The 22,374-nt window shown below is 72.4% G+C and carries 20 protein-coding genes; 10 read left to right on the top strand and 10 right to left on the bottom strand.

The window, feature by feature from the left end; translation table 11 throughout:
* Window position 1 precedes the first annotated feature (1 nt).
* Window positions 2-1,846, top strand: coding sequence for an FtsX-like permease family protein (locus ABZ215_RS06800; RefSeq protein ID WP_354948289.1), 1,845 nt, complete (start codon window positions 2-4; stop codon window positions 1,844-1,846).
* Here ABZ215_RS06800 and ABZ215_RS06795 read toward each other — a convergent pair.
* From ABZ215_RS06795 to ABZ215_RS06785, 3 genes are all read right to left on the bottom strand, one after another.
* A complete protein-coding gene (locus tag ABZ215_RS06795; protein WP_354948287.1) occupies window positions 1,827-3,014 on the bottom strand; it encodes a cytochrome P450 in 1,188 nt (395 codons plus the stop codon). The two genes, ABZ215_RS06800 and ABZ215_RS06795, sit on opposite strands and share 20 nt — an antisense overlap.
* 14 nt (window positions 3,015-3,028) lie before the next feature.
* Window positions 3,029-3,958 carry a PDR/VanB family oxidoreductase gene (locus ABZ215_RS06790; RefSeq protein WP_354948342.1) on the bottom strand — a complete coding sequence of 310 codons (930 nt, stop codon included), beginning with the start codon at window positions 3,956-3,958 and terminating at the stop codon, window positions 3,029-3,031.
* A gap of 83 nt (window positions 3,959-4,041) precedes the next feature.
* Window positions 4,042-4,803 carry an IclR family transcriptional regulator gene (locus tag ABZ215_RS06785; protein WP_354948284.1) on the bottom strand — a complete coding sequence of 254 codons (762 nt, stop codon included), beginning with the start codon at window positions 4,801-4,803 and terminating at the stop codon, window positions 4,042-4,044.
* An 88-nt stretch (window positions 4,804-4,891) separates the two neighbouring features.
* Between ABZ215_RS06785 and ABZ215_RS06780 the strand changes: the two genes are divergently transcribed.
* Window positions 4,892-5,308, top strand: a complete 417-nt coding sequence (locus tag ABZ215_RS06780) for a winged helix-turn-helix domain-containing protein (protein ID WP_020420600.1) — start codon at window positions 4,892-4,894, stop codon at window positions 5,306-5,308.
* On the opposite strand, the gene ABZ215_RS06775 is transcribed toward ABZ215_RS06780, so the two are convergent.
* Window positions 5,301-5,639, bottom strand: coding sequence for a cupin domain-containing protein (locus tag ABZ215_RS06775; protein WP_020420599.1), 339 nt, complete (start codon window positions 5,637-5,639; stop codon window positions 5,301-5,303). The genes ABZ215_RS06780 and ABZ215_RS06775 overlap by 8 nt on opposite strands.
* 169 nt (window positions 5,640-5,808) lie before the next feature.
* Here ABZ215_RS06775 and ABZ215_RS06770 point away from each other — a divergent pair, with 169 nt between their 5' ends.
* Genes ABZ215_RS06770 through ABZ215_RS06750 form a run of 5 tightly spaced genes read left to right on the top strand, consistent with a single transcriptional unit; the run spans window position 5,809 to window position 10,515 of the window.
* Window positions 5,809-6,633 carry an ABC transporter permease subunit gene (locus ABZ215_RS06770; RefSeq protein ID WP_354948281.1) on the top strand — a complete coding sequence of 275 codons (825 nt, stop codon included), beginning with the start codon at window positions 5,809-5,811 and terminating at the stop codon, window positions 6,631-6,633.
* A complete protein-coding gene (locus ABZ215_RS06765; RefSeq protein WP_020420597.1) occupies window positions 6,618-7,328 on the top strand; it encodes an ABC transporter ATP-binding protein in 711 nt (236 codons plus the stop codon). Before ABZ215_RS06770 ends, ABZ215_RS06765 begins: the two co-directional genes overlap by 16 nt.
* Window positions 7,315-8,325: an ABC transporter substrate-binding protein gene (locus ABZ215_RS06760; protein WP_354948279.1), complete on the top strand. Its 1,011-nt coding sequence runs from the start codon at window positions 7,315-7,317 to the stop codon at window positions 8,323-8,325. Before ABZ215_RS06765 ends, ABZ215_RS06760 begins: the two co-directional genes overlap by 14 nt.
* A 2-nt stretch (window positions 8,326-8,327) precedes the next feature.
* Window positions 8,328-9,485, top strand: a complete 1,158-nt coding sequence (locus ABZ215_RS06755) for an LLM class flavin-dependent oxidoreductase (protein ID WP_354948277.1) — start codon at window positions 8,328-8,330, stop codon at window positions 9,483-9,485.
* Window positions 9,486-9,537: 52 nt separating this feature from the next.
* Window positions 9,538-10,515, top strand: coding sequence for a serine hydrolase domain-containing protein (locus tag ABZ215_RS06750; RefSeq protein ID WP_354948275.1), 978 nt, complete (start codon window positions 9,538-9,540; stop codon window positions 10,513-10,515).
* Here ABZ215_RS06750 and ABZ215_RS06745 read toward each other — a convergent pair.
* Complete coding sequence (locus tag ABZ215_RS06745; protein ID WP_354948273.1) at window positions 10,505-11,413, bottom strand: proline dehydrogenase family protein; 909 nt, start codon at window positions 11,411-11,413, stop codon at window positions 10,505-10,507. The genes ABZ215_RS06750 and ABZ215_RS06745 overlap by 11 nt on opposite strands.
* A gap of 11 nt (window positions 11,414-11,424) precedes the next feature.
* Window positions 11,425-13,050 (bottom strand): L-glutamate gamma-semialdehyde dehydrogenase, encoded by a 1,626-nt coding sequence (gene pruA, locus ABZ215_RS06740; RefSeq protein WP_354948271.1) that lies wholly within the window; start codon window positions 13,048-13,050, stop codon window positions 11,425-11,427.
* 96 nt (window positions 13,051-13,146) lie between these two features.
* Here pruA and ABZ215_RS06735 point away from each other — a divergent pair, with 96 nt between their 5' ends.
* Together ABZ215_RS06735 and ABZ215_RS06730 are read left to right on the top strand one after the other, a co-directional pair.
* Window positions 13,147-14,703, top strand: coding sequence for a helix-turn-helix domain-containing protein (locus tag ABZ215_RS06735; RefSeq protein ID WP_354948269.1), 1,557 nt, complete (start codon window positions 13,147-13,149; stop codon window positions 14,701-14,703).
* A gap of 9 nt (window positions 14,704-14,712) precedes the next feature.
* Window positions 14,713-15,030: a nuclear transport factor 2 family protein gene (locus tag ABZ215_RS06730; protein WP_354948267.1), complete on the top strand. Its 318-nt coding sequence runs from the start codon at window positions 14,713-14,715 to the stop codon at window positions 15,028-15,030.
* Between the two features lie 477 nt (window positions 15,031-15,507).
* On the opposite strand, the gene ABZ215_RS06725 is transcribed toward ABZ215_RS06730, so the two are convergent.
* Window positions 15,508-15,960 carry a hypothetical protein gene (locus ABZ215_RS06725; RefSeq protein WP_237337868.1) on the bottom strand — a complete coding sequence of 151 codons (453 nt, stop codon included), beginning with the start codon at window positions 15,958-15,960 and terminating at the stop codon, window positions 15,508-15,510.
* A 122-nt stretch (window positions 15,961-16,082) separates the two neighbouring features.
* Between ABZ215_RS06725 and ABZ215_RS06720 the strand changes: the two genes are divergently transcribed.
* On the top strand, window positions 16,083-16,823 hold the full coding sequence (locus tag ABZ215_RS06720; RefSeq protein WP_027936241.1) for a TetR family transcriptional regulator: 741 nt from the start codon (window positions 16,083-16,085) through the stop codon (window positions 16,821-16,823).
* A gap of 63 nt (window positions 16,824-16,886) precedes the next feature.
* Here the strand turns inward: ABZ215_RS06720 and glgB are convergent, their stop codons facing one another.
* From glgB to treS, 3 genes are read right to left on the bottom strand one after another with little or no spacing between them, the layout of a single operon-like run.
* Window positions 16,887-19,073, bottom strand: a complete 2,187-nt coding sequence (glgB, locus tag ABZ215_RS06715; RefSeq protein WP_354948263.1) for a 1,4-alpha-glucan branching protein GlgB — start codon at window positions 19,071-19,073, stop codon at window positions 16,887-16,889.
* Window positions 19,070-20,461 (bottom strand): aminoglycoside phosphotransferase, encoded by a 1,392-nt coding sequence (locus ABZ215_RS06710; RefSeq protein ID WP_354712848.1) that lies wholly within the window; start codon window positions 20,459-20,461, stop codon window positions 19,070-19,072. The genes glgB and ABZ215_RS06710 overlap by 4 nt, the downstream gene beginning before the upstream one ends.
* Before the next feature lies 1 nt (window position 20,462).
* Window positions 20,463-22,274: a maltose alpha-D-glucosyltransferase gene (gene treS, locus ABZ215_RS06705; protein WP_027936240.1), complete on the bottom strand. Its 1,812-nt coding sequence runs from the start codon at window positions 22,272-22,274 to the stop codon at window positions 20,463-20,465.
* Window positions 22,275-22,374 lie beyond the last annotated feature (100 nt).

Raw genomic sequence — 22,374 nt, 5'->3', positions numbered from 1 at the left:
CGTGTTGCGACTGTCCTGGAACACCTTCACCGACCGCTGGACGCTGTTCCTCGGCGCCATCCTCACCGTCTGCCTCGGCGTCGCGCTCGTCCAGTCGTCCCTGCTGATCCTCGTCTCCGCGGCGACCGCGGGCGGCGAGGTCGTCGAGGCGGTCACCCTGCTCGGCCTGACCCTGGGCATCTCGGCGTTCCTCGCGGTGTTCATCGTCAGCTCCACCTTCGCCTTCACCGTCGCCCAGCGCCGCCGCGACCTGGCGCTGCTGCGGCTCGTCGGCGGCGGGCGCGGCCAGGTCCGCCGCCTGCTGCTGTCCGAGGCCGTGCTGCTGGGCGTGCTCGGCACCGCCTTCGGCGTCCCGCTCGGCCTGCTGGTGATGCGGATCCAGACCTGGCTGCTGCGCGAACTCGGCTTCGTCCCGTCCGCGTTCACCCCGCGCTGGCAGGACTGGATCCTCGGCGTGTCCGCCGGCATCGGGCTCGGTGTCGCGGTCGCCGGGGTGCTCGCCGCGTCCCGCCGCGCCGCGAAGGTGCGCCCGCTGGAGGCCCTGCGCGAGACCGGCGCGGCGGCCCGAGTCATGACCGGCGCCCGCTGGTTCTTCGGCGTGCTGTTCCTGGCCGGGGCGGTCGCCATGGCGATCGTGTCCGCGTTCGCCCCGCCCGAGGGCGCCATCGCGTTGTCGATCAACACCGCACTCGCCGCCGCGGTCGCCCTGACCGCGCTGAGCCCGCTGGTCGTGCCCGCGGCCGGGCGGCTGGCCGGGCTGGTCCTGCGCGGGCCCCTGGGACGGCTCGCCGAGGCCAACCTGCGCGACGGCGTCCGCCGCAGCGCCTCCACCGCCGCGCCGCTGATCGTGCTCGTCGCGCTGCTGGTCGCCCAGGCGGGCACCCTCGCCACCATCGGCAAGGGCGCCGAAATCGAGCAGCGCGCCGACATCCGCGGCGACCTCGTGGTGACCACCACCGGACCGTCCGATCTGGACGGTCCCGGCGTCGCCGCGGTGTCCCCGCAGACCCGGGTGCCGGTTTCGGTCGTCACCTACAGCGACGACGACACCGACACCGAACAGGGCTACGCCGCCGCGATCGACCCCGCCGCCTACGCCGCGACCCACGTGCGCGGCCCGGAACAGGGATCGCTCGCCGACCTGACGGGGCCGACCATCGCCGTCGCCTCCGGGTTCCAGCCGGTCGGCAGCACCGTCACCGCCCGGATCGGCGACAGCGAGCTGGACCTGCGGGTCGTGGCCGTGCTGCCGGCGACCCTCGGCGGCGGCGCGGACTTCCTGCTGCCGCGCGAGATCGTGCCCGCCGCGGTGCTGTCCGCCGCGCCCACCGAATCCATCGTCCGGCTGGGGCCCGGCGCGGACGCGAGCGCGCTCGCCGGCCGCGGCGAAGTGACCACGGTGGACGACTGGATCGCCGCCAACAGCGCAGAGCAGCAGGACACCAGCACGGGCATCATGACCGTGATCATGGGCCTGTCCGGGCTGTACGCGCTGATCGCGGTGGTCAACGCCGTGGTCATCGCCGCCGCCGACCGGCGCCGCGAGTTCGCCGTGGCCAGGGTGACCGGCCTGACCCGCGCGCAGGTGGTGCGGTCCGCGGTGCTGGAGTCCGGCGCGGTCACCGGCATCGGACTGGTGCTGGGCGGCCTCGCCGCGACCACGACCCTGATCGGGATCTCCGCCGCGGCGGGACGGATCGCCGGGCAGAGCGTCCTGGTGGTGCCGTGGGCGCTGATCGCGGTCGTGGTGCTGGGGGCGTTCGCGGTGGTCGGCGCGACCAGCGCGTGGACGGCGCTGTCCGCGACCCGGCCCAACCCGGTGTCGCTCACCGGTGCGGCGGAGTGAGGTGCAGCCGCATCGGCAGCGACCGCCAGGCACGCAACGTGTTGTTCAGGTGGCGGGTGCCCGGGCCGAGCAGTTCGAACCGGCGCACCCGCTTCGCCAGCGCGGTCAGCAGCGCCTCGGCCTCCAGCCGGGCGACGTGCTGGCCGACGCACTGGTGCATGCCCATCCCGAACCCGACGTGGCCGGACGGGTCGCGGCCGAGGTCGAAGACGTCCGGATCGGCCCAGCGGCGTGGATCCCGGTTCGCCGCGCCGAGGAACATCAGGATCTTGTGCCCGGCCGGGATCGTCACGTCCGCGACCCGGGTGTCCCGGGTGGCCGTGCGGAAGAACGTCTGCACCGGCGACTGCCAGCGCACCGCCTCGTCGAAGGCGGCGCGGGCCAGCCGGGGTTCCGCGCGCAGCCGGTCCCACTGGCCCGGGTGCGTGGCGAACGCGTAGAGCACCGCGGCCAGCCCGTGCACCGTCGTGTCCACCCCGGCCGTGAGCAGCGACCGGACCACCAGCGGCGCCTGCTCGTGGGTGATCTCGCCACGGTCGGCGGCCGCCCAGATCGCCGCGCCGAACCCGTCGCCGGTGAGCCGGTCGCGGGCGCACTGCTCGTTCACCCACCCCGACCACCGCGGCATGTCTGGCGCCAGCGCGGTGACCAGCTCGTTGCGCGGGCCGAACGCGTTGAAGGCGAAGTTGCCGTAAGGCAACAGGTTCTCGCGCCCCCCGCGGCCGATCCCGACCGCGTCCGGGAACACCCGCAGCGGGAACGCCTCGGCGAGCGCGGGGACGACGTCGAGCTCGGTGTCCAGCACGCGCTCGACCAGGTCCTCGGCCGCGGCGAACCAGTCCTCGCGCAGCTTCCGTAACGCGCGCGGGCCGAGGATGCCGGACAGCACCCGGCGCGGGGCGTCGTGGCACGGCGGGTCCGCCTCGAGCAGCAGGCTCGGCGGCCGCCACGGCTCCTCGACGTGGAAGTTGGCCAGCCCGACCCCCGCGGCGGAGGAGAATTCCTGCCAGTTCGTCAGCGCGGTGTGCACGTGCTCGTAGCGGGCGAGGGCGTACACGTCGTAGCGGCTCAGGCGCACGACCGGGCCCGCGTCACGCAGCTTGGCGTGCAGGGGCTCCGGTTCGGCCAGGACCTCGGGCGCGAACGGGTCGGTGTCGTCGGTGATCACGAATTCTCCTCAAGTCACAGGTCGAGGACGAGGCGGTCGGTGCACGAGCGGGACACGCACACGAACATGACCTCGCCCGCGGCGCGCTCGTGGTCGGCGAGGATCGAGTCGCGGTGGTCCGGAACTCCGGCCAGGACACCGGTTTCGCAGGTGCCGCAGGTGCCCTGCCGGCACGACGACAGCACGTCCACGCCCGCGCCGCGCACCGCTTCCAGCACCGAGGTCCCCGGCGTGACGGTGACGGTCGCCCCGGTCCGCCGCAGCTCGACCTCGAACGGCTCGTCCCGCGCCGGCGCCTGCTCGCGTGCCGTGAAGCGCTCGACGTGCAGCGAGAACGGCGGCCAGTCGCGGCACGCGGATTCGACGGCGGCCAGCAGGGGAGCGGGCCCGCAGCAGTAGACCTTCGTGGCCGGGCGCGGCGTGCCGAGCCAGGACGCCAGGTCGAGCAGGCCGTGTTCGTCCTCGGGCACCAGGTGGACGCGGTCGCCGTAGGAGGCGAGCTCGTCGGTGAAGGCCATCGACGCTCTACGGCGGCCGCCGTAGAGCAGGGTCCACTTGGCGCCGAGCAGGTCCGCCTGGTGGATCATCGGCAGCAGCGGGGTGATCCCGATCCCGCCCGCGACGAACAGGTAGCCGTCGCTGGGCACGAGCGGGAAGTTGTTGCGTGGCCCGCCCACCCCGACGCGGTCGCCGACCCGCAGCCGGTCGTGCACGTAGGCCGAGCCGCCGCGTCCCCGCGGTTCGCGCAGCACGCCGATGCGGTAGCGGTGCGCGTCCCACCGGTCGCCGCACAGTGAGTACTGCCGGGTCAGCCCGTTCGGCAACACGAGGTCGATGTGCGCGCCGGGGGTCCAGTCCGGCAGCCGTCCGCCGTCCGGACGGGACAGGGTCAGCGCCAGCACCCCCTCGGCGCGTTCTTCGCGGGCGGTGACCTCCAGGGTCACGACTTGGCTCACCGGACGCCTCCTTGCGCTGGGTTGCTGGCACGCAGGATGCGATTTCGCGACGACAGGCGGCGACCGGGTTCTCAATGAATGAGAGGCGAGGGCGGCAGCGAGCGGGTGATGCCGCGCGCGGCGGCCATCAGGATGCCGGTGACCGCCCTGCTCTCGGCCGTGTTGGGCACGATGACCGACAGCGCCGCGACGACCGCGCCGCGCGCGTCCTTGACCGGCACCGCGACGCCGAGCGCTTCCTCGTGGATGTGGCCCGGGCACCAGGCGAAACCCTGCTTGCGGATGTCGGCGAGCGTGCTCCGCAGGCGGTCCGGGGTGGTGATCGTGTTCGCGGTGTAGGCCCGCATCGGCCCGGCGAGCACGCGGTCGCGCAGGTCGGCGGGCCCGTGGGCGAGCAGGACGAGCCCGGAGGAGGACGCGTGCAACGGCAGCCGCCCGGCGATGCGGGTGTAGTTGATGACCGCCTTTGGGGCGGAGAGGCGCTCCAGGAAGATCACCTCGTCGCCGTCGCGGACCCCGAGCTGCACGTGGTGCCCGACGACCGCGTGGACGTCCTCCATGAACGGCATGGCCGCGTCGCGCAGCGTGGCCGTGGGGGAGGCGCGCAGGGCCAGCTCCCACATCCGCACGCCGATCCGCACCCGCCGGTCGTCGTCGCGCGTGAGCAGGCCGTGGCCGGTGAGCTCGGCGACCAGGCGGGACGCGGTCGCCAGGTGCAGCCCGGTCCGCCGGGCGATTTCGGAGACCTGCAGGACCGGCTCCTCCGGCGTGAACGCCTCGAAGATCCGCACCGCGCGGGAGAGGACGGATTCACCGGTCGGCTGCCTGGGCACGGCCCGAGTGTGTCACGGATCCGCGCGAGCCCGGCCCACCTGCCGGGACGCGATTGACCGGCCAGGGCCGTCGTGGCTTGCTGGGATCATGACGCAGTCCCTCACCCGGGTCGACCGGCCGGACGGCGCGGTCGAGCTGCACATCGTGGTCCACGGCGATCCGGACCGCATCGGCGCGGTGATCGGCGAAGCGCTCGGCGCGCTGGAACCCGCGCCGGAACCGGCACTGCGCATCGACACCACGTCGCGCCGGGTCCGCTCGCACGGCGCCGAGATCGAGCTCACCCGGCTCGAATACGAGCTGCTGCTGTTCCTGGCGCGCCACCCCGGCCGGGTCTTCGACCGCGCGGCCCTCACCGAGCACGTGTGGCGCCTGCCTGGACCGAGCCGCGGCCGCACGATCGACGTGCACGTGCGCAAGCTGCGCAGCAAGATCGACCGGTTTTCGATCACCACCGTGCGCGGCGTCGGCTACCGGTTCGACGGCCGCGCCGACATCACCTGAGCACGCGCCCCACCTCCGGCGGCGGCGCCTTGAACTCCAGCCACCGGCTGTCCGTCACGGCGGCGACCGTGTGCCGCACCCCGCGCGGGTGCACCAGCGTGTCCCCGGCGCCGAGCCGCGCCTCCCGCCCGTCCACCGAGCCGGTCAGCTCACCGGACAGCACGTAGATGAAGCTGTCGTGGTCGTGGAAGTGCTCGGGCGAAGCCACCCCGGCGGGGTATTCCAGTTCGAGCAGCAGCCCGCGCTCGGTGTTCTGCAGGACGCGGAAGCGGCCGGAACCTCCGAGGAGCGGGAGTCCCTCGACGGAGGTCAGCGGCTGGAAGTCGGTCACCGGGGCAGCCTGACCGCCGATCGGCTGTCCTGTCAACGTTTCCCCAAGTGGTGAAAGAAACTCCGGCCTGCTCAGCGGAACCGGTTCCGCGATCCGGGAGCACGTTGACCCACCCGATCGTGGGGGGAAGCATTTTCGGTGAAACCCCCGAAAAAATGGGAGAAGATCCGTGTCGCTTTCCGCAACGGACGTTCTCGCGCGCCCGGAGGAGGCAACCGGGACGCGGCCGCGTCCGGCCCGGAGACGCCGCCTGCCCGACCTGCGCCGCTGGATCAGTCCACTCGCGCTGCTCGCCCTGTGGCAGCTCGCGTCCTCGACGGGCGTGCTGTCCCCGGACAAACTGAGTTCACCGTGGACGGTCCTGCAGGCCGGTGTCGAGACCGCGCGGTCCGGCGAGCTGGGCGAGGCGTTCGCCGTGTCGATCGTGCGCGTCGGCCTCGGTTTCGCCTTCGGCGCGGGCATCGCGCTGGTGCTGGGCGTGGTCGCCGGCCTGTCCCGCTGGGGCGGGGTGCTCATCGACCCGCCCGTACAGATGCTGCGCACCCTGCCGTTCCTGGGCCTGATCCCGCTGTTCATCCTGTGGTTCGGCATCGGCGAGGAACCGAAGATCGTCCTGGTCGCGCTGGGTGTCGCGTTTCCGCTCTACCTCAACATCTACTCCGGCATCCGCAACGTCGACGACCACCTCGTCGAGGCCACCACCGCGCTCGGCTACACCCGCTGGGAGCGGCTGGTCCACGTGGTGCTGCCGTCCGCGGTGCCGCAGACGCTGGTGGGGCTGCGGCAGGCGCTCGGCGTCGCGTGGCTCGCGCTGATCGTCGGTGAGACCGTGAACGCCGACGCGGGCCTTGGCTACCTCATCAACAACGCGCGCGAGTTCCTGCGCACCGACGTGATCGTGGTCGGCCTGATCGTCTACGCGGCGCTCGGCCTGATCACCGACGCGCTGGTCCGCCTGATCGAACGGAGGGCGCTGCGGTGGCGCGGGAACTGATCGCCAGGGTGCACGGCCTGACCAAGCGCTTCGGCGAGCGCGCCGTGCTGTCCGATGTGGACCTGGAAATCGGGCGCGGCGAGTTCGTCGCCCTGCTCGGCCGCAGCGGCTCGGGCAAGTCGACGCTGCTGCGGATCCTCGCCGGGCTGGACACCGCCATCGAGGGCGAGGCCAGGGTCGAGGGCGCGGTGTCCGTGGCGTTCCAGCAACCCCGGCTGCTGCCGTGGCGGCGGGTGTGGCGCAACGTCGTCCTCGGCCTGCGCGACCGCGGCCGCGACCGGGCGCTGGCCGAGCGCGCGCTGGCCGAGGTGCGCCTCGCCGACCACGCCGACGCCTGGCCGCGCACCCTGTCCGGCGGTGAGGCGCAACGGGTCTCGCTCGCCAGGGCGCTGGTGCGGGAACCGGACCTGCTGCTGCTCGACGAGCCGTTCGGCGCGCTGGACGCGCTGACCCGGCTGGCGATGCACCGGCTCGTCGAGGACCTGTGGCGCGAGCACCGGCCGGGCGTGCTGCTCGTGACCCACGACGTGGACGAGGCGTTGCTGCTCGCCGACCGCGTCCTCGTGCTGGGGGAGGGGCGGATCATCGCCGAGCACGTCCTGGACCACCCGCGGCCCCGAGCCGTCTCCGACCACATCGACGTTCGCGCCAGGGTGCTGGCCGATCTGGGAGTGACCGACCATGCGATTGCCTAGAGTCCTCGCCGCCGTCACCGCGCTCGCGCTGACGCTCACCGCGTGCGGCGGGGCGAGCGAGCCGTCGTCGAGCCCGTCCGTGCCGCCGCCGGTGAGCGCGGCCGACCTGGCGAAGGTGACGTTGAAGGTGGGCGACCAGAAGGGTGGTTCGCAGGCCTTGCTCAAGTCCGCCGGCCTGCTGAACGACCTGCCGTACAAGATCGAGTGGTCCACCTTCACCTCCGGCCCGCCGCTGCTGGAGGCCGCCTCCGCCGGCGCGATCGACATCGGCGGCGTCGGCAACACGCCGCCGATCTTCGCCGCGGCCGCGAAGGCGAAGATCTCGATCGTCAGCTCCGCGCAGGGCAACGTCGCCAGCGACGCCCTGCTGGTGACCGCCGATTCGCCCCTGCGGACCGTCGCCGACCTCAAGGGCAAGACCATCGGCGTGGCCAAGGGCAGCTCGGCGCACGGCCAGATCCTGCTGACCCTGGCCAGGAACGGACTGTCCACGAAGGACGTCAAGCTGTCCTTCCTGCAGCCCGCCGACGCCTACGGCGCGTTCACCCAGCGCCAGATCGACGCGTGGGCGGTGTGGGACCCCTACACCTCGCAGGCCAAGCTGGAGGCGAACGCCCGCGTGCTGGCCGACGGCACCGGCGTCGCCAACGGCTACACCTTCCAGGTCGCCGGGCACAATGCGCTGTCCGACGCCGGCAAGAACGCCGCGATCCGCGACTACGTCGTGCGGATCGCCAAGGCGCAGCAGTGGGCCGACACCCACCGCGAGCAGTGGGCCCAGGCCTGGTCCGCGGAGACCGGGCTGAAGCCGGAGGTCACGCTCGCGGCTGTGCAGAGCGGCCCGGACCTGCCCGTGCCGCTGGACGACAAGGTGATCGCCTCCGAGCAGGAGCTCGCCGACGCGTTCACCGACGACAAGGTGCTGCCCGGCAAGATCGACTTCGCGGGGTTCACCGATACCCGGTTCGCCGCCGACCTGGCCGCAGCGAGGGGATGACGATGACGATCACACCGCACTGGTTCCTGCCCACCACCGGCGACGGCCGGACCATCGTGGAACGGTTCCACGCCAACCGGTCCCTCGGGCCGGTCGCGCAGCGCGAACCCACCATCGACTACCTGGCGCAGGTCGCCCGCGCCGCCGAGCAGCTCGGCTTCGAGGGCGTGCTCACCCCGACCGGCACCTGGTGCGAGGACGCCTGGCTGACCACGGCGGCGCTGATCCGCGAGACCAAGCGGCTCAAGTACCTCGTCGCGTTCCGCCCCGGCGTCATCTCGCCGACCCTGGCCGCCCAGATGGCCGCCACCTACCAGCGGATCTCCGGTGGGCGGCTGCTGCTCAACATCGTCACCGGCGGCGATTCGATCGAGCAGAAGCGGTTCGGCGACTTCCACGACCACGACCAGCGCTACGCCCGCACCGACGAGTTCCTCACGATCGCCCGCGGGGTGTGGAGCGGCGAGCCGTTCGACTTCACCGGCGAGCACCTCTCGGTCGAGGGCGCGACGGTGCTCGCCCCGCCGGACCCGGTGCCGCCGCTGTACTTCGGCGGCTCGTCCCCGGCCGCGCTGCCGGTCGCGGCCAGGCACGCCGACGTCTACCTGACCTGGGGCGAGCCGCCCGCCCAGGTCGCGGACAAGATCCGGCGCGTGCGGGAGCTGGCCGAGGTGCAGGGGCGGACGATCCGGTTCGGCATCCGGCTGCACACCCTGTCCCGGGACAGCTCGGCCGAGGCGTGGGCGGAGGCGCAGAAGCTGCTGGACGCGCTGAGCCCGGAGCAGGTGGCGAAGGCGCAGGCGCAGCTGGCCGCCAGCGAGTCCGAGGGGCAGCGGCGGATGGTCGCCCTGCACGGCGGCGGCCTGGACCGCGGCGTGCGCGGGCTGGAGATCCACCCGAACCTGTGGGCCGGCATCGGCCTGGTCCGCGGCGGCGCGGGCACGGCGCTGGTGGGCAGCCACGGTGAGGTCGCCGACCTCATCGAGGAGTACCACTCGCTCGGCATCGAGGAGTTCGTGTTGTCCGGGTACCCGCACCTGGAGGAGGCGTACTGGTTCGCCGAGGGCGTGCTGCCCGAGCTGGCGCACCGCGGCCTGCTGCGCGGCACCCGCGACCAGCGGAGCACCCTGCGGGAGGAGCGGCACGTCGCAGCTCAGTGAATTCAGGGCCGCTCGGTAAAACCAGGTGAGCCGATCCCCTCCACCCGGCAGGATGGCCCGGGTGGAGGGGATCGACGCGCTCGCTGACGACACCGGGTTCTCCGGGGTGATCCGGGTGGACTCCGGTGGCCGCACGTTCGCCAAGGCCTACGGCTTCGCCCACCGCGGGCTACGCGTGCCCAATACGGTCGGCACCGGGTTCGCGCTGGCCAGCGGCACCAAGGGCCTCACCGCGCTCACCGTCGCCGCGCTGGCCGAGCGCGGTGTGCTCGGCTTGGACACCACAGCCCGGTCACTGCTCGGCGACGACCTGCCGCTGATCGGCGACGAGGTCACCGTCGAACACCTCCTCGCCCACCGCTCGGGCATCGGCGACTACTGCGACGAGGACGTCGACCGGCCGATCACCGACCACATCCTGCCCGTGCCGGTGCACGAGCTGGCCGCCACCGAGGACTACCTGCGCGTCCTGGACGGGCATCCGCCGAAGTTCCCGCCGGGGCAGCGGTTCTCCTACTGCAACAGCGGTTACGTGGTGCTCGCCCTCCTCGCGGAGCGGGCCGCGGGCCGCCCGTTCGCCGGCCTGGTGCACGACTTGGTGTGCGTGCCCGCCGGCATGACGGACACGGCGTTCCTCCGCTCCGACGAGCCCGCGGCCGGGGTCGCCCTCGGCTACGTCGGCGAGCGGCGGACCAACGTGTTCCACCTGCCCGTGCTCGGCAGCGGCGACGGCGGGATCTACTCCACCGCCGCCGACGTGCACGCGTTCTGGACGGCGTTGTCCGCCGGGCGGATCGTGCCGCTGTCGCGGGTGCGCCGGCTGACCGCGCCCCGCAGCGACGTCCCGGAGGAGGGCCTGCGGTACGGGCTCGGGTTCTGGCTCGACGGCGACGCGGTCCGGCTGGAGGGCTACGACGCCGGCGTGTCGTTCCGGACCGTCCACAGTGGCGCGACGACCTGGACGGTGCTGTCCAACACCTCCGACGGCGCGTGGCCGGTCGCGCGCCGGGTCGCCGAGCTCACCGCGTGACCAGCGCCCGCAGGAAGAACGCCAGGTTCGCCGGACGCTCCGCCAGCCGGCGCACGAAGTAGCCGTACCACTCGTCGCCGTAGGGCAGGTAGACCCGCACCGCGTGATCGCGCGCGAGCCGCCGCTGCTCGGCGTCCCGGACGCCGTACAGCATCTGGAACTCCCAGTCCGGACGGTCCTTCCCCAGTTCTGCCGCGATCGCGATCATCCGCGGGTCGTGGGTGGCGACCATCGGGTGCCCGGCCCCGTCCATCAGCACCCGCAGGCAGCGCACGTAGGACCGGTCCACTTCGGACTTGTCTGGATATGCGACGGACGCGGGCTCGGCGTACGCGCCCTTGCACAGCCGGACCCGCGAGCCCGCGTACGCCAGGTCCCGGCAGTCCTGCTCGGTGCGCCGCAGGTAGGCCTGCAGGACCGCGCCGACCCACGGGAAGTCCGCACGCAGCTCCCGCAGCACGCCGAGGGTGGCGTCGGTCGTGGTGTGGTCCTCCATGTCCAGCGTGACCGTGGTGCCCGCGGCGGCCGCGGCCGCACAGATGCGGCGCGCGTTGTCCAGGGCGACGCGGTCGCCGTCGGGCAGGCGCAGCCCGACAGCGGACAGCTTCACCGACACCTCGGCGTCCGGTGCGAGACCGTGGTCGGCCAGCAGCGTCAGCAGTTCGGCGTACGCCTTCACCGTGGCGGCGGCCATCGACGGGTCGGTGGTGTCCTCGCCGAGGTGGTCGAGCGTGACCGCCCGGCCGCTGCCGATCAGGTTGGCGGTCACGGCGAGTGCGTCGTCCACAGTGGACCCCGCGACGAACCGGTGGACCACCGGGCGGGTCAGCGGGGTCCGCTCGACGAGGGACCGGCAGGCCGGCGACCCGGCCGCGGCGAGCAGTGCGGTGCGCAGCACGGCGGTCCTCCTCAGCCCTGGTGCGGGTAGCCGACGGTGGTCGGCGGCACGAAGGTCTCCTTGATCGAGCGCGGGCTCACCCAGCGGAGCAGGTTGTGGATCGACCCGGCCTTGTCGTTGGTGCCCGACGCCCGCCCGCCGCCGAAGGGCTGCTGCCCGACGACCGCGCCGGTCGGCTTGTCGTTGACGTAGAAGTTGCCCGCGGCGAACCGCAGTTCCTCGGTGGCGTGGGCGATCGCGACCCGGTCGGTCGCGATGATCGACCCGGTCAGCCCGTACGGCGCGACGCCCTCCAGCTGGCGCAGCACGGTGTCGTAGGCGGCGTCGTCGTAGACGTGCACCGCGAGCACCGGCCCGAAGTACTCGGTGGTGAACACCTCGTGCTCCGGGTGGTCCGAGGCGAGCACGGTCGGGCGCACGAAGAAGCCCTCGCTGTCGTCGGCGGTGCCACCGGCGAGGACCTCCAGCCGGTCGTCGGCGCGGGCGCGGTCCAGCACCCCGGCCAGCCGGTCGAACGCGCGCCGGTCGATCACCGCGCCGAGGAAGTTGCGCAGGTCCGTGACGTCGCCCATGGGCAGCGACTCGACCTCGGACAGGAAGTCGTCGCGCATCCGCGTCCACAGCGACCGGGGGACGTACGCCCGCGAGGCGGCGGAGCACTTCTGGCCCTGGTACTCGAACGCGCCGCGGACCAGCGCGGTGCGCAGCACGCCGGTGTCGGCGGACGGGTGGGCGAGCACGAAGTCCTTGCCGCCGGTTTCGCCGACGATCCGCGGGTAGGTGCGGTAGTTCGCGATGTTCGCGCCGACCTGCGACCACAGGTGCTGGAAGGTCCGGGTGGAGCCGGTGAAGTGGATGCCGGCGAGGTCGGGCGAAGCCAGCGCGACCTCGGAGACCGCCAGGCCGTCACCGGGCAGCAGGTTGATCACGCCCGGCGGCAGGCCGGCCTCCTCCAGCAGCCGCATCGTCAGGTGCGCGGCGAAGCTCTGGGTGGGGGAGGGCTTCCACAGCACGACGTTGCCCATCAGCGCGGGCGCGGTGGGCAGGTTGCCCGCGATCGCGGTGAAGTTGAACGGGGTGATCGCGTAGACGAACCCCTCCAGCGGCCGGTGGTCGGTGCGGTTCCAGACGCCGGGGGAGCTGGCGGGCTGCTCGGCCAGCAGGCGGCGGGCGAAGGCCACGTTGAAGCGCCAGAAGTCGGCCAGCTCGCAGGCGGCGTCGATCTCGGCCTGGTGCACGGTCTTGGACTGGCCGAGCATGGTGGCGGCGTTCAGCTTCGCGCGCCACGGGCCGGTGAGCAGGTCGGCCGCGCGGAGCAGGATCGCGGCGCGGTCGTCGAAGGACAGCTTCCGCCAGGCGGGGGCGGCCTCGCGGGCGGCGGCCAGCGCGTCGCGGGTGTCCTGCTGGGTCGCGGAACCGAGGACGCCCAGCACGGCGCGGTGGTTGTGCGGCTGGACGACGTCGATCCGCGGCCCGCCGCCCATCCGCTGCTCGCCGCCGATTGTCGCGGTCAGCTCCAGCGGCTCCTTCGTCAGCTCGGCCAGCGCCGCCTGCACCTCGGCGCGCTCCGGGCTGCCCGGCGCGTACTGCAGGACCGGCTCGTTGGCCAGGGTGGGCACGGTCGTCACGGCATCCACGGCAGCTCCTCCTCGGTGTCGGATGTTTCAACGGTAGGAACGCCGTGGTCTCCGAAGGTTGTGAGTTCGGCCAGTTCCGGCGCTACTGTTTGTCCGGTGGCACAACTGCGGCAGGTCCTGATCGCGCTGGGCGATCCGCTGGTCGAGGTGGAGGTCGCGCCGGAGGGCCTGGACGGCGAGGTCGGCGACGTCGTGGTGCTGGAGCCCGACGACGACCCGGAGCTGCGGCGCGGCGATCTGGCGCTGGTGATCGGGGCGCGCGGGCGGGCGGCGGTGCCGTTGATCCGGGCAGCCGGGCGCCGGGGCGCGGCCGCGGTGGCGGTCAAGGTGGAGTCCGATTCGGCGTTGCCGCTGCTGCGGTCCGCGGCCACCGACGCCGGGGTCGCGTTGCTGGCCGTCGCGGCCGACGTGCGGTGGGAGCAGCTCGCGACGCTGGTGCGCGGGGTGCTGGAGGCCGCCCGCGGCGCGGCGGACGAGGACGCGGGGGAGACGCTCGGCGACCTGTTCTCGCTGGCCCAGACGATCGCCGCGCTGACAGGCGGGATCGTCAGCATCGAGGACACCGCGAGCCGGGTGCTGGCGTACTCGCGGTCCGACGACGAGGTGGACGAGCTGCGGCGGCTGTCGATCCTGGGCAGGCAGGGGCCCGCGCCGTACCTGAAGATGCTGCACGAGTGGGGCGTCTACCAGCGGTTGCGGGCGACGGAGGAGGTCGTGCGCATCGAGGAGCGGCCGGATCTGGGAATCCGCACGCGGCTGGCGATCGGGGTGCACGCGGGCGGGCGGCCGCTCGGGTCGATCTGGGTGCAGGAGGGCGCCGCGCCGCTGGCCGCCAGGGCGGAGCAGGCCCTGATCGGCGCGGCTCGGGTGGCCGCGCTGCACCTGGTCCGGCGGCGCAGCGCGGCGGGCACGCGGTTCCGGGAGAACCTGCTGGCCGGGATGCTCGAGGGGCGCAGTGATCCGGTGTCGGTGGCGCGGCAGATCGGGGCCGACCCGGCGAAGCCGGCCGCCGTGGTCGCCTTCGCGCCGCGGGAGGCCGAGCCGGTGGACCGGTCGGAGCTGGAGCTGCGGCGGTCCGCGCTGGCGGCGGTGATCTCGGTGCACGCCGCTGCGTACCGGCGCAGCGCGATGGTGACCCAGCTCGGCGACCGGACCTACGCGTTCCTGCCCGACCTGCCCGCGGGGGTGTCGCTGCTGGACCTGACGCGGGAAATGGTGGCGTCGGCGGAGGTGCCGGTGCGGGCGGCGGTCGGCCGGGTGGTGGCGGTGGCGGACGTGGGAATGTCGCGGCAGGAGGCGGACCGGGTGCTGGACGCGATGGCGCGCGGCTTGGACCTGGAGGTGGCGACGCTGGCGGACGTCCGGTCGCAGGTCCTGGTGAGCGAAACGCTCGCGGTGCTGGCGGACAACCCGCGCCTGCGCGACCCGAGGCTGACGGCGTTGCGCGCGGAGCACCCGGACCTGGCCTCGTCGTTGCTCGCGTACCTGGACGCCCTGGGCGACGTCCGTTCCGCGGCCCGCGCACTGCACGTCCACCCGAACACGGTGCGCTACCGGGTCCGCCGAGCGGCGGAGGTCGCGGGGATCGACCTGGCGGACCCGCTGGAGCGGTTGTTCGCGTCGTTGCAGTTGCGGTTGCCGCCGGGTGTCTAAGCTGGCGTGATGACCGAGCTGCCGCCCGCCGTCCAGCAGGTGTTCGACGCCACCAACCGTGGTGACAGCGAAGCGTTCGTGGACGCCTTCACCGAGGACGGCCAGGTCGACGACTGGGGCCGCACCTTCACCGGCCGCGCCGAGATCGCGGGCTGGAACGACCGCGAGAACATCGGCGTGCAGGCGCACTTCGAGGTGCGGGACGCCCGGACGACCGGCGACACGACGACGGTGACGCTCCAGGTGAGCGGCAACGGATTCAACGGACCCGGCACGTTCGAGTTCGTCCTCCGGGACGAGCACGTGGCGCGCATGCGCATCCGCTGACGCGCGGACGGCCGCCCGGGCGAGGGGGACGGCCCGGCCGCTGCCCTCGGGCCGTGGTGGCCGAGCGTATAACGATCTATACCGCGCCGCTCAGGACGCTCCGGGTGCGTGTCGGCAGCGCCGCGCCGCGGCGGCGATGCCTTCCTGCCCGGGAAGCGCGCACGCCTCAGTGATAGGAAACAGCCCGCCGCGGCCGGAAAGGGCCTACTGGCCTCAGCGGCAGCGGCCCACTGAGCGAACGGCGCCAGCGCCGCGCTGCGCGGCGGTGCTGCCTCCGCGCGGAGGAAGCGCTCGTACCTGAGCGATTGGGGAACAGCCCCCTGCGGCTGGAAAACGCTTACAGGCTCAGCGGTAGTGGCTCACGCAGCGGGGGCGGCCAGCGCCGCCCCCGCTCGGCGGCGCTGTTTCCGCGTCGGGGAAGCGCTCGTGCCCAAGCGATAGGAACAGCCCGCTGCGGCCGGAATCCGCTTACGGGCCTCAGCGGTAGCGGCCCGCCGAGCGGATCGCGGCCAGCACCGCCGTCAGGCTCGGCAGCCAGCGCTGCTGCGGGTCCGGCGGCACGATCCACCGCGCGAGGTCGGCGGGGCCGTGGGTGCCCGGCATCGGGATGGAGGTGCCCGCCGTCAGCACCCGCACGTCGCGGGGGAGGAACTCGGCGTCGCTGCCCAGGATGTCGGCCTCGACCAGGAAGATGACCACCGAACCGTGCTTGGTGGGCACGCTCAGCGCGGGCCCGCGGCAGCCCTGGCGCGCCAGGTTCTCCAGCACCTGCTCGGCCCGGGCCCGCGGCACGGCGACCGCGCCGATGCCCGCCCCGATCACGAAGTTGAGGGTGCCGTTCTGCCAGTGGACCGGCCAGCCGAACGTGCGGCGGTAGTCCACGGGCGTGCTGGCCGGACGCTTGGTGCCCAGATCGTGATCGACGCTCATGACGAGCCCCCTTCCCGGTGAGGCGGGGCACCAGAGCGGCAGTGCCCGAGTCGGCGGTGGATGACTGTGATGCTAATGGCACTGCGTGCCCTTAGCAAGACCGGCCTGTTAGTTTCGTCCTCATGTCCGACGAGTCCCGGTCCGCGCCGCGACCGCGGGTGGGCAGGACCACCGCGGGGCGCAGGCGGCTGCGGCACGCCCTCACCGTGGCGGCGATCGAGAAGTTCTCCGAGCAGGGGTACGACGCCACCACGGTCGACGAGATCGCCTCGGCCGCCGGTGTCGGCCGTCGCACCTTCTTCCGGTACTTCCGGTCGAAGGAGGACGCGATCTTCCCGAACCACGAGGAGGTCCTCGGCCGCATCGAGCAGCTCTTCGCCACCGCGGACGAGCGGCAGAACCCTCTCGAAGTGGCGTGCGCCGGCGTCGGGCTGGTGCTCGACTCCTACCTCGCCGACCCGGACGTCTCGGTGAAGCGCTTCGCCCTCACCCGCACCGTGCCTTCGTTGCGGGACAAGGAGGTCGCGAGCGTCGACCGCTACCAGCGTGTGCTCGCGACCTTCCTGCGCGCGCGGTTCCAGGCGGCCGGCGACCCGCTGTGGGACCTGCGCGGCTCGGTCGCCGCGGCGGCGGTCGCGGCGGCCCACAACCACGTCCTGCGCCGGTGGCTGCGCAGCGGCGGCGCCGAGGACGCCCACGCGCACGCGAAGGAGGCGTTCGCGCTGGTGATCGACGCCTTCGCGGACACCGCCGCCCCGCGCGCGGACCGCGACGACGAGTCGGTGGTCGCCGTGCTCAAGACCTCCGCCCCGCTGTCCGAAGTGGTCCGCCAGATCAGCCAGGCGCTGCGCTCCGCCGACTGAAACGGCACGGGGTGCCACTCCCGCAGGAGTGGCACCCCGTGCCATTAGTGCTGGTGGCGACGATCACTCCTCCGGCGCGAGCCAGAGCACTCCGGACGGCGGCAGCTGCAGCACCGCCGACGCCGGCTGTCCGTGCCACGGCTCCAGTTCGGCCTCGACCGCGCCGTAGTTGCCCACCCCGGAGCCGCCGTAGATCTCGGCGTCGGTGTTCACCACCTCGCGCCACCGGCCCGCCGCGGGCAACCCGACCCGGTAGTCGTGGTGCGGCATCCCGGCGAAGTTCGCCACGCACGCCAGCCGCGAGCCGTCCTCGCCGATGCGCAGGAAGCTCAGCACGTTGCCGCCCGAGTCGTTCGCGTCGATCCAGGCGAAGCCCTCCGGTGTGGTGTCCGCGCTGAACAACGCCGGCGACGACGTGTACGCGGCGTTCAGGTCCCGCATCAGCTTCTGGATCCCGCCGTGCAGCGGCTGTTCCAGCAGGTGCCAGTCCAGCGACCGCTCCTCCGACCACTCCTGCTCCTGCCCGAACTCGCCGCCCATGAACAGCAGCTGCTTGCCCGGGTGCGCCCACATGAACGCCAGCAGCGACCGCACGCCGGCGGCCTTGTTCCAGTCGTCGCCGGGCATGCGGCCCCACAGCGAGCCCTTGCCGTGCACGACCTCGTCGTGCGACAGCGGCAGCACGAAGTTCTCGCTCCACGCGTACACCAGCGAGAACGTCATCTCGTTGTGGTGGTAGGACCGGTGCACCGGATCGTGCGCCAGGTAGTGCAGCGTGTCGTGCATCCAGCCCATGTTCCACTTGAACCCGAACCCGAGCCCGCCCAGGTGCGTCGGCCGCGTCACGCCCGGCCACGCCGTCGACTCCTCGGCGATCATCACCGCGCCCGGGTGTCGCTTGTAGACGGTCGCGTTCAGCTCCTGCAGGAACCGCACCGCGTCCAGGTTCTCCCGGCCGCCGTACTGGTTGGGCACCCACTGGCCCTCCGGCCGCGAGTAGTCCAGGTACAGCATCGAGGCCACCGCGTCCACGCGCAGACCGTCCAGGTGGTACTCCTCCAGCCAGAACAGCGCGTTCGCGACCAGGAAGTTGCGCACCTCGTTGCGGCCGAAGTCGAACACGTACGTGCCCCAGTCCAGCTGCTCGCCGCGGCGCGGGTCGGCGTGCTCGTACAGCGGGGTGCCGTCGAAGCGCGCCAGCGCCCAGTTGTCCTTGGGGAAGTGGGCGGGCACCCAGTCCACGATCACGCCGATGCCGCGCTGGTGCAGCCGGTCCACGAAGTACCGGAAGTCGTCCGGGTGGCCGAACCGCGCGGTCGGCGCGTAGTAGGAGGTGACCTGGTAGCCCCACGACCCGCCGAACGGGTGCTCGGCGATCGGCAGCAGCTCGACGTGCGTGAAACCCATGTCCTGCACGTAGTCGGCCAGTTCCTCGGCCAGCTCGCGGTAGCCCAGCCCGGGCCGCCACGAACCGAGGTGCACCTCGTAGACGCTCATCGGCGCGTTCGCCCAGTTGGTGGCGTTGCGCTTGGCCAGCCACTCCTCGTCGGACCACTCGTAGGCCGACGCGGTGACCACCGACGCGGTCGCGGGCGGTTTCTCCGTCGCGAACGCCATCGGGTCGGCCTTCTCGTGCCACTGCCCGTCGGCGCCGAGGACGCGGAACTTGTAGTGCGTGCCGATCTCCACGCCCGGGATGAACACCTCCCACACCCCGGACGAGCCGAGCGAGCGCATCGGGTGCGACCGGCCGTCCCACCCGTTGAAGTCGCCGATCACCCGCACCCCCCGCGCGGTCGGCGCCCACACCGCGAACGACGTGCCGGTGACGACCCCGATCGGCGTCTCGTAGGACCGGGGGTGCGCGCCCAGCACGTCCCACAGCCGCTCGTGCCTGCCCTCGCCGATCAGGTGCTGGTCCAGCTCGCCCACCGTGGGCAGCCACCGGTACGGGTCGTCGAGCGTGCACACCTGCCCGTCGTAGTCGACCTCCAGCCGGTAGTCGCCGGGGTGCTCGGGCACCGTTCCGGCGAACAGGCCGTCCACGACCCGTTCCAGGTCGAACTTGTGGTCGGCGGCGACCACGCTCACCCGGCGCGCACCCGGCCGCAGCGCCCGCACCACCACCGCGTCGCCCACGGTGTGCACACCGAGGACCGAGTGCGGGTCGTGGTGCGAGCCGGCCAGCAGCCGGTCGATGTCGCCGGGCGGCGGGGCCGCCTCGGGCAGTTCGGCTGGGACCGCGTTCACGGTTGTTCGCCTCCTGCGGTGATCCGTGCGATGGATGCCAACGGCACGGTCAGCCATTCCGGCCGGTTGGCGTGTTCGTAGGCCACCTCGTAGACGGCCTTGTCGAGCTCGAACGCGCGCAGCAGGTCGCCGTGCGCCCGCGGGTCGCCCACCGTCTCCGGCGCCGCCTTGGCGTAGCCGTCGCAGAAGGCCGACCGGTTGCGCCGCGCCCACTCCAGCGCCCGCTCGGTGAGCCGCGGATCGTCCTCGTCGTGGCCGATCAGCATCTGGTGCGCCGCGTAGTCGAACGAGCGCAGCATCCCGGCGACGTCCCGCAGCGGCGAGCGCAGCGCCACCCGTTCGGCCGCCGGCGCGGCCGGCTCGCCCTCGAAGTCGATCAGCAGCCACCCGGTGACGCAGCGCAGCACCTGTCCCAGGTGCAGGTCACCGTGGATGTACTGCATGGACACCGGTCCGCGCGCCTCCCGCAGCTTCTCGAAGGCGGCGCGCAGCGCCGGGGCGTGCTCGGCCAGTTGCGGCACCGCGCGGCTGACGGTGTCCAGTCGATCCCGCATCGCCTTGACCGTGCGGTCGAACTCGCCCTCGTCGGCGATCTCGTCGCCGAGGGCCCGCCGCAGGTCGCTGTGCACGGAGGCGACAGCCTGGCCGAGCCGCTGCGCCTCCCCGGCGAAATCGCCGCCCACCTCGTCGGGGGGCAGCTCGGGATCGGCCATGAGGTCGCGGACGCTGGTGGTGGCCATGGCCCAGCCGTCCACCGCGTCGGACACGAACTTCTGCAGCATCCCGATCGTGACCGGCTCCCCGTCGAGTTCGCCGGTGATCGAGCCGAGCAGGTCGGCGATGTGCTTGCTGCCCACGTCGTGCAGCGCCCGGTGCAGGCGCAGGTCCGGGTTCTCGCCCGGGGTGAGCTTGCGGAACAGCTTGAGGATGTAGTGGTGACCGAACACGAGCGAGGTGTTGCTCTGCTCCGCGCCCACCGGCCGGGCCCGCAACCCGCTCCGCAGCTCGGTGCCCGGTTCGCGCTCGAACCGCAGCGAGCCGATCCGCGCGTCCCCGGCGATCAGGTCGAGCAGCTTGCTCGTCAGGTCGGCGTCGCCGGTGGCCTCGTAGCAGGGCAGGCCCTTCTCGGTGCCGATCCAGCTCGACCCGAGGTACTCCGGCAGGTGGGCCTGGCTCCCGATGAGGAGCTGGTACGGCTCGCGCCGGTCGTCCTGCTCCACCTCGACGACGAGGTGGAGCAGGAGCGGGTCGCCCGGCATCAGGACCGTCGTGCTCAGCGGGCGCACCGCGGTGATCGGGCGGTCCTTCCCGGCGAACCACCGCTGCGTGGGCAGCCACTCCGGCAGTTCGGTCACCAGCGCGCCGACCAGCTCACGGGGATCGGTCAAGTCACTCACCTCGCCTCGCCTTCGCGTCCGCGTCCAGCAGCTGGAACCAGTAGAAGCCGTGCCCCGGCAACGTCAGCAGATAAGGCAGTTCCCCGATGTCGGGGAACTGAACACCGCCGGTGAGCTCCAGGGGCGTGTAACCGTGATGCTCCGACAGGTCCAGCTCGACCGGTTGCGGGAATCGCGACAGATTGTTCACACACAGGACGATGTCGAGCCGCCCGTCCGGCCGGATCCAGGTCCGCTTGTAGGCCAGCACGCTCGGGTTGGACCCGCCGAGCTCGACGAAGTCGCCTTCGGCGAACGCGTGGTGCTGCTTGCGGACCTCGATCATCCGCCGCGTCCAGTTGAGCAGCGACGACGCGCTGTCCCGCTGGGCCTCGACGTTGATCGCCTGGTACCCGTAGACCGGGTCCATGATGACCGGCAGGTAGATCCGGCCCGGGTCGCAACCCGAGAAACCGGCGTTGCGATCGGGCGTCCACTGCATGGGTGTGCGCACCGCGTCGCGGTCACCCAGCCAGATGTTGTCGCCCATTCCGATCTCGTCACCGTAGTACAGAACGGGTGACCCGGGCAGCGAAAGCAGCAAAGCCGTGAACAACTCGAGCTGGTTGCGGTCGTTCTCCAGCAGCGGCGCCAGGCGGCGGCGGATGCCGATGTTCGCCTTCATCCGCGGGTCCTTGGCGTACTCCGCGTACATGTAGTCGCGCTCTTCGTCGCTGACCATCTCCAGCGTCAGCTCGTCGTGGTTGCGCAGGAAGATGCCCCACTGCGCGCCGTCCGGGATCTTCGGCGTCTGGGCCAGGATCTCCGAGATCGGGAAGCGGGACTCCCGGCGCACGGCCATGAAGATGCGCGGCATCAACGGGAAGTGGAACGCCATGTGGCACTCGTCGCCGCCGGTGGCCGGGTCGCCGAAGTACTCGACCACGTCGGAGGGCCACTGGTTCGCCTCGGCCAGCAGGACCCGGCCCGGGTACTCGTCGTCGACGACCTTGCGGCAGCGCTTGAGGAACTCGTGCGTGCGCGGCAGGTTCTCGCAGTTGGTGCCCTCCTGTTCGAACAGGTAGGGGACCGCGTCCAGGCGGAAGCCGTCGATGCCCAGGTCCAGCCAGAACCGCAGGACGTCGAGCATGGCCTCCTGCACGTCCGGGTTCTCGTAGTTGAGGTCGGGCTGGTGGGAGAAGAAGCGGTGCCAGTAGAACTGGCCGCGCACCGGGTCGTACGTCCAGTTCGACGTTTCCGTGTCCACGAAGATGATGCGCGCGTCGGCGTAGCGCGAGTCGTCGTCGCTCCAGACGTAGTAGTCGCCGTAGGGCCCGTCGGGGTCGGACCGCGACTGCTGGAACCACGGGTGCACGTCCGAGGTGTGGTTGAGGACGAGGTCGGTGATCACGCGGATACCGCGCCGGTGGGCCTCGTCGAGGAGGTAGACGAAGTCCTCGACCGTGCCGAACTCCGGCAGCACCGCGCGGAAGTCGCTGATGTCGTACCCGCCGTCGCGCAGCGGCGAGGCGTAGAAGGGCGGCAGCCAGAGGCAGTCGACGCCGAGCCACTCCAGGTAGTCGAGACGGCCGGCCAGGCCGCGCAGGTCGCCGGTGCCGTCGCCGTTGGAGTCGGCGAACGCGCGCACCAGCACCTCGTAGAAGACAGCGCTCTTGTACCAGTGCGGGTTGTCCGGGGCCTGTTTCGCGTGCTTGAAGTCGTCGGCCTGCGGCTCGACGAGCATCCCGTCGGGGGTCATCGCCTCACCGGTGTGCGGGATGCCCTCCAGACCGAGCGCCGCGTCGGGCCGGGCGTCTTCGTCCATGAACTCCACCTCTCCCCACCTCATCCGGGTGCGTTCGACTACCCCGGCGCCGGTCGGTGCGCGGGGTTCTCCGTGGAAAAACCGTGTTGTGTCGGGGCCG

The sequence above is a fragment of the Amycolatopsis sp. NPDC006131 genome (genome assembly GCF_040614175.1).
GTDB lineage: Bacteria > Actinomycetota > Actinomycetes > Mycobacteriales > Pseudonocardiaceae > Amycolatopsis_E > Amycolatopsis_E tucumanensis.
The sequence above is the reverse complement of the archived record's forward strand: the minus strand, read 5'-3'. Positions and strand labels throughout refer to the sequence as shown.

What these genes read in the sequence shown, in the direction of transcription:
- ABZ215_RS06780 (WP_020420600.1), top strand. Translation starts at nt 4,892, where the DNA reads ATGACGCAGTCCCTCACCCGGGTCGACCGGCCGGACGGCGCGGTCGAG.
- ABZ215_RS06760 (WP_354948279.1), top strand. Translation starts at nt 7,315, where the DNA reads ATGCGATTGCCTAGAGTCCTCGCCGCCGTCACCGCGCTCGCGCTGACG.
- ABZ215_RS06755 (WP_354948277.1), top strand. Translation starts at nt 8,328, where the DNA reads ATGACGATCACACCGCACTGGTTCCTGCCCACCACCGGCGACGGCCGG.
- ABZ215_RS06750 (WP_354948275.1), top strand. Translation starts at nt 9,538, where the DNA reads ATGGCCCGGGTGGAGGGGATCGACGCGCTCGCTGACGACACCGGGTTC.
- ABZ215_RS06730 (WP_354948267.1), top strand. Translation starts at nt 14,713, where the DNA reads ATGACCGAGCTGCCGCCCGCCGTCCAGCAGGTGTTCGACGCCACCAAC.
- ABZ215_RS06725 (WP_237337868.1), bottom strand. Translation starts at nt 15,960, where the DNA reads ATGAGCGTCGATCACGATCTGGGCACCAAGCGTCCGGCCAGCACGCCC.
- ABZ215_RS06720 (WP_027936241.1), top strand. Translation starts at nt 16,083, where the DNA reads ATGTCCGACGAGTCCCGGTCCGCGCCGCGACCGCGGGTGGGCAGGACC.
- treS (WP_027936240.1), bottom strand. Translation starts at nt 22,274, where the DNA reads ATGGACGAAGACGCCCGGCCCGACGCGGCGCTCGGTCTGGAGGGCATC.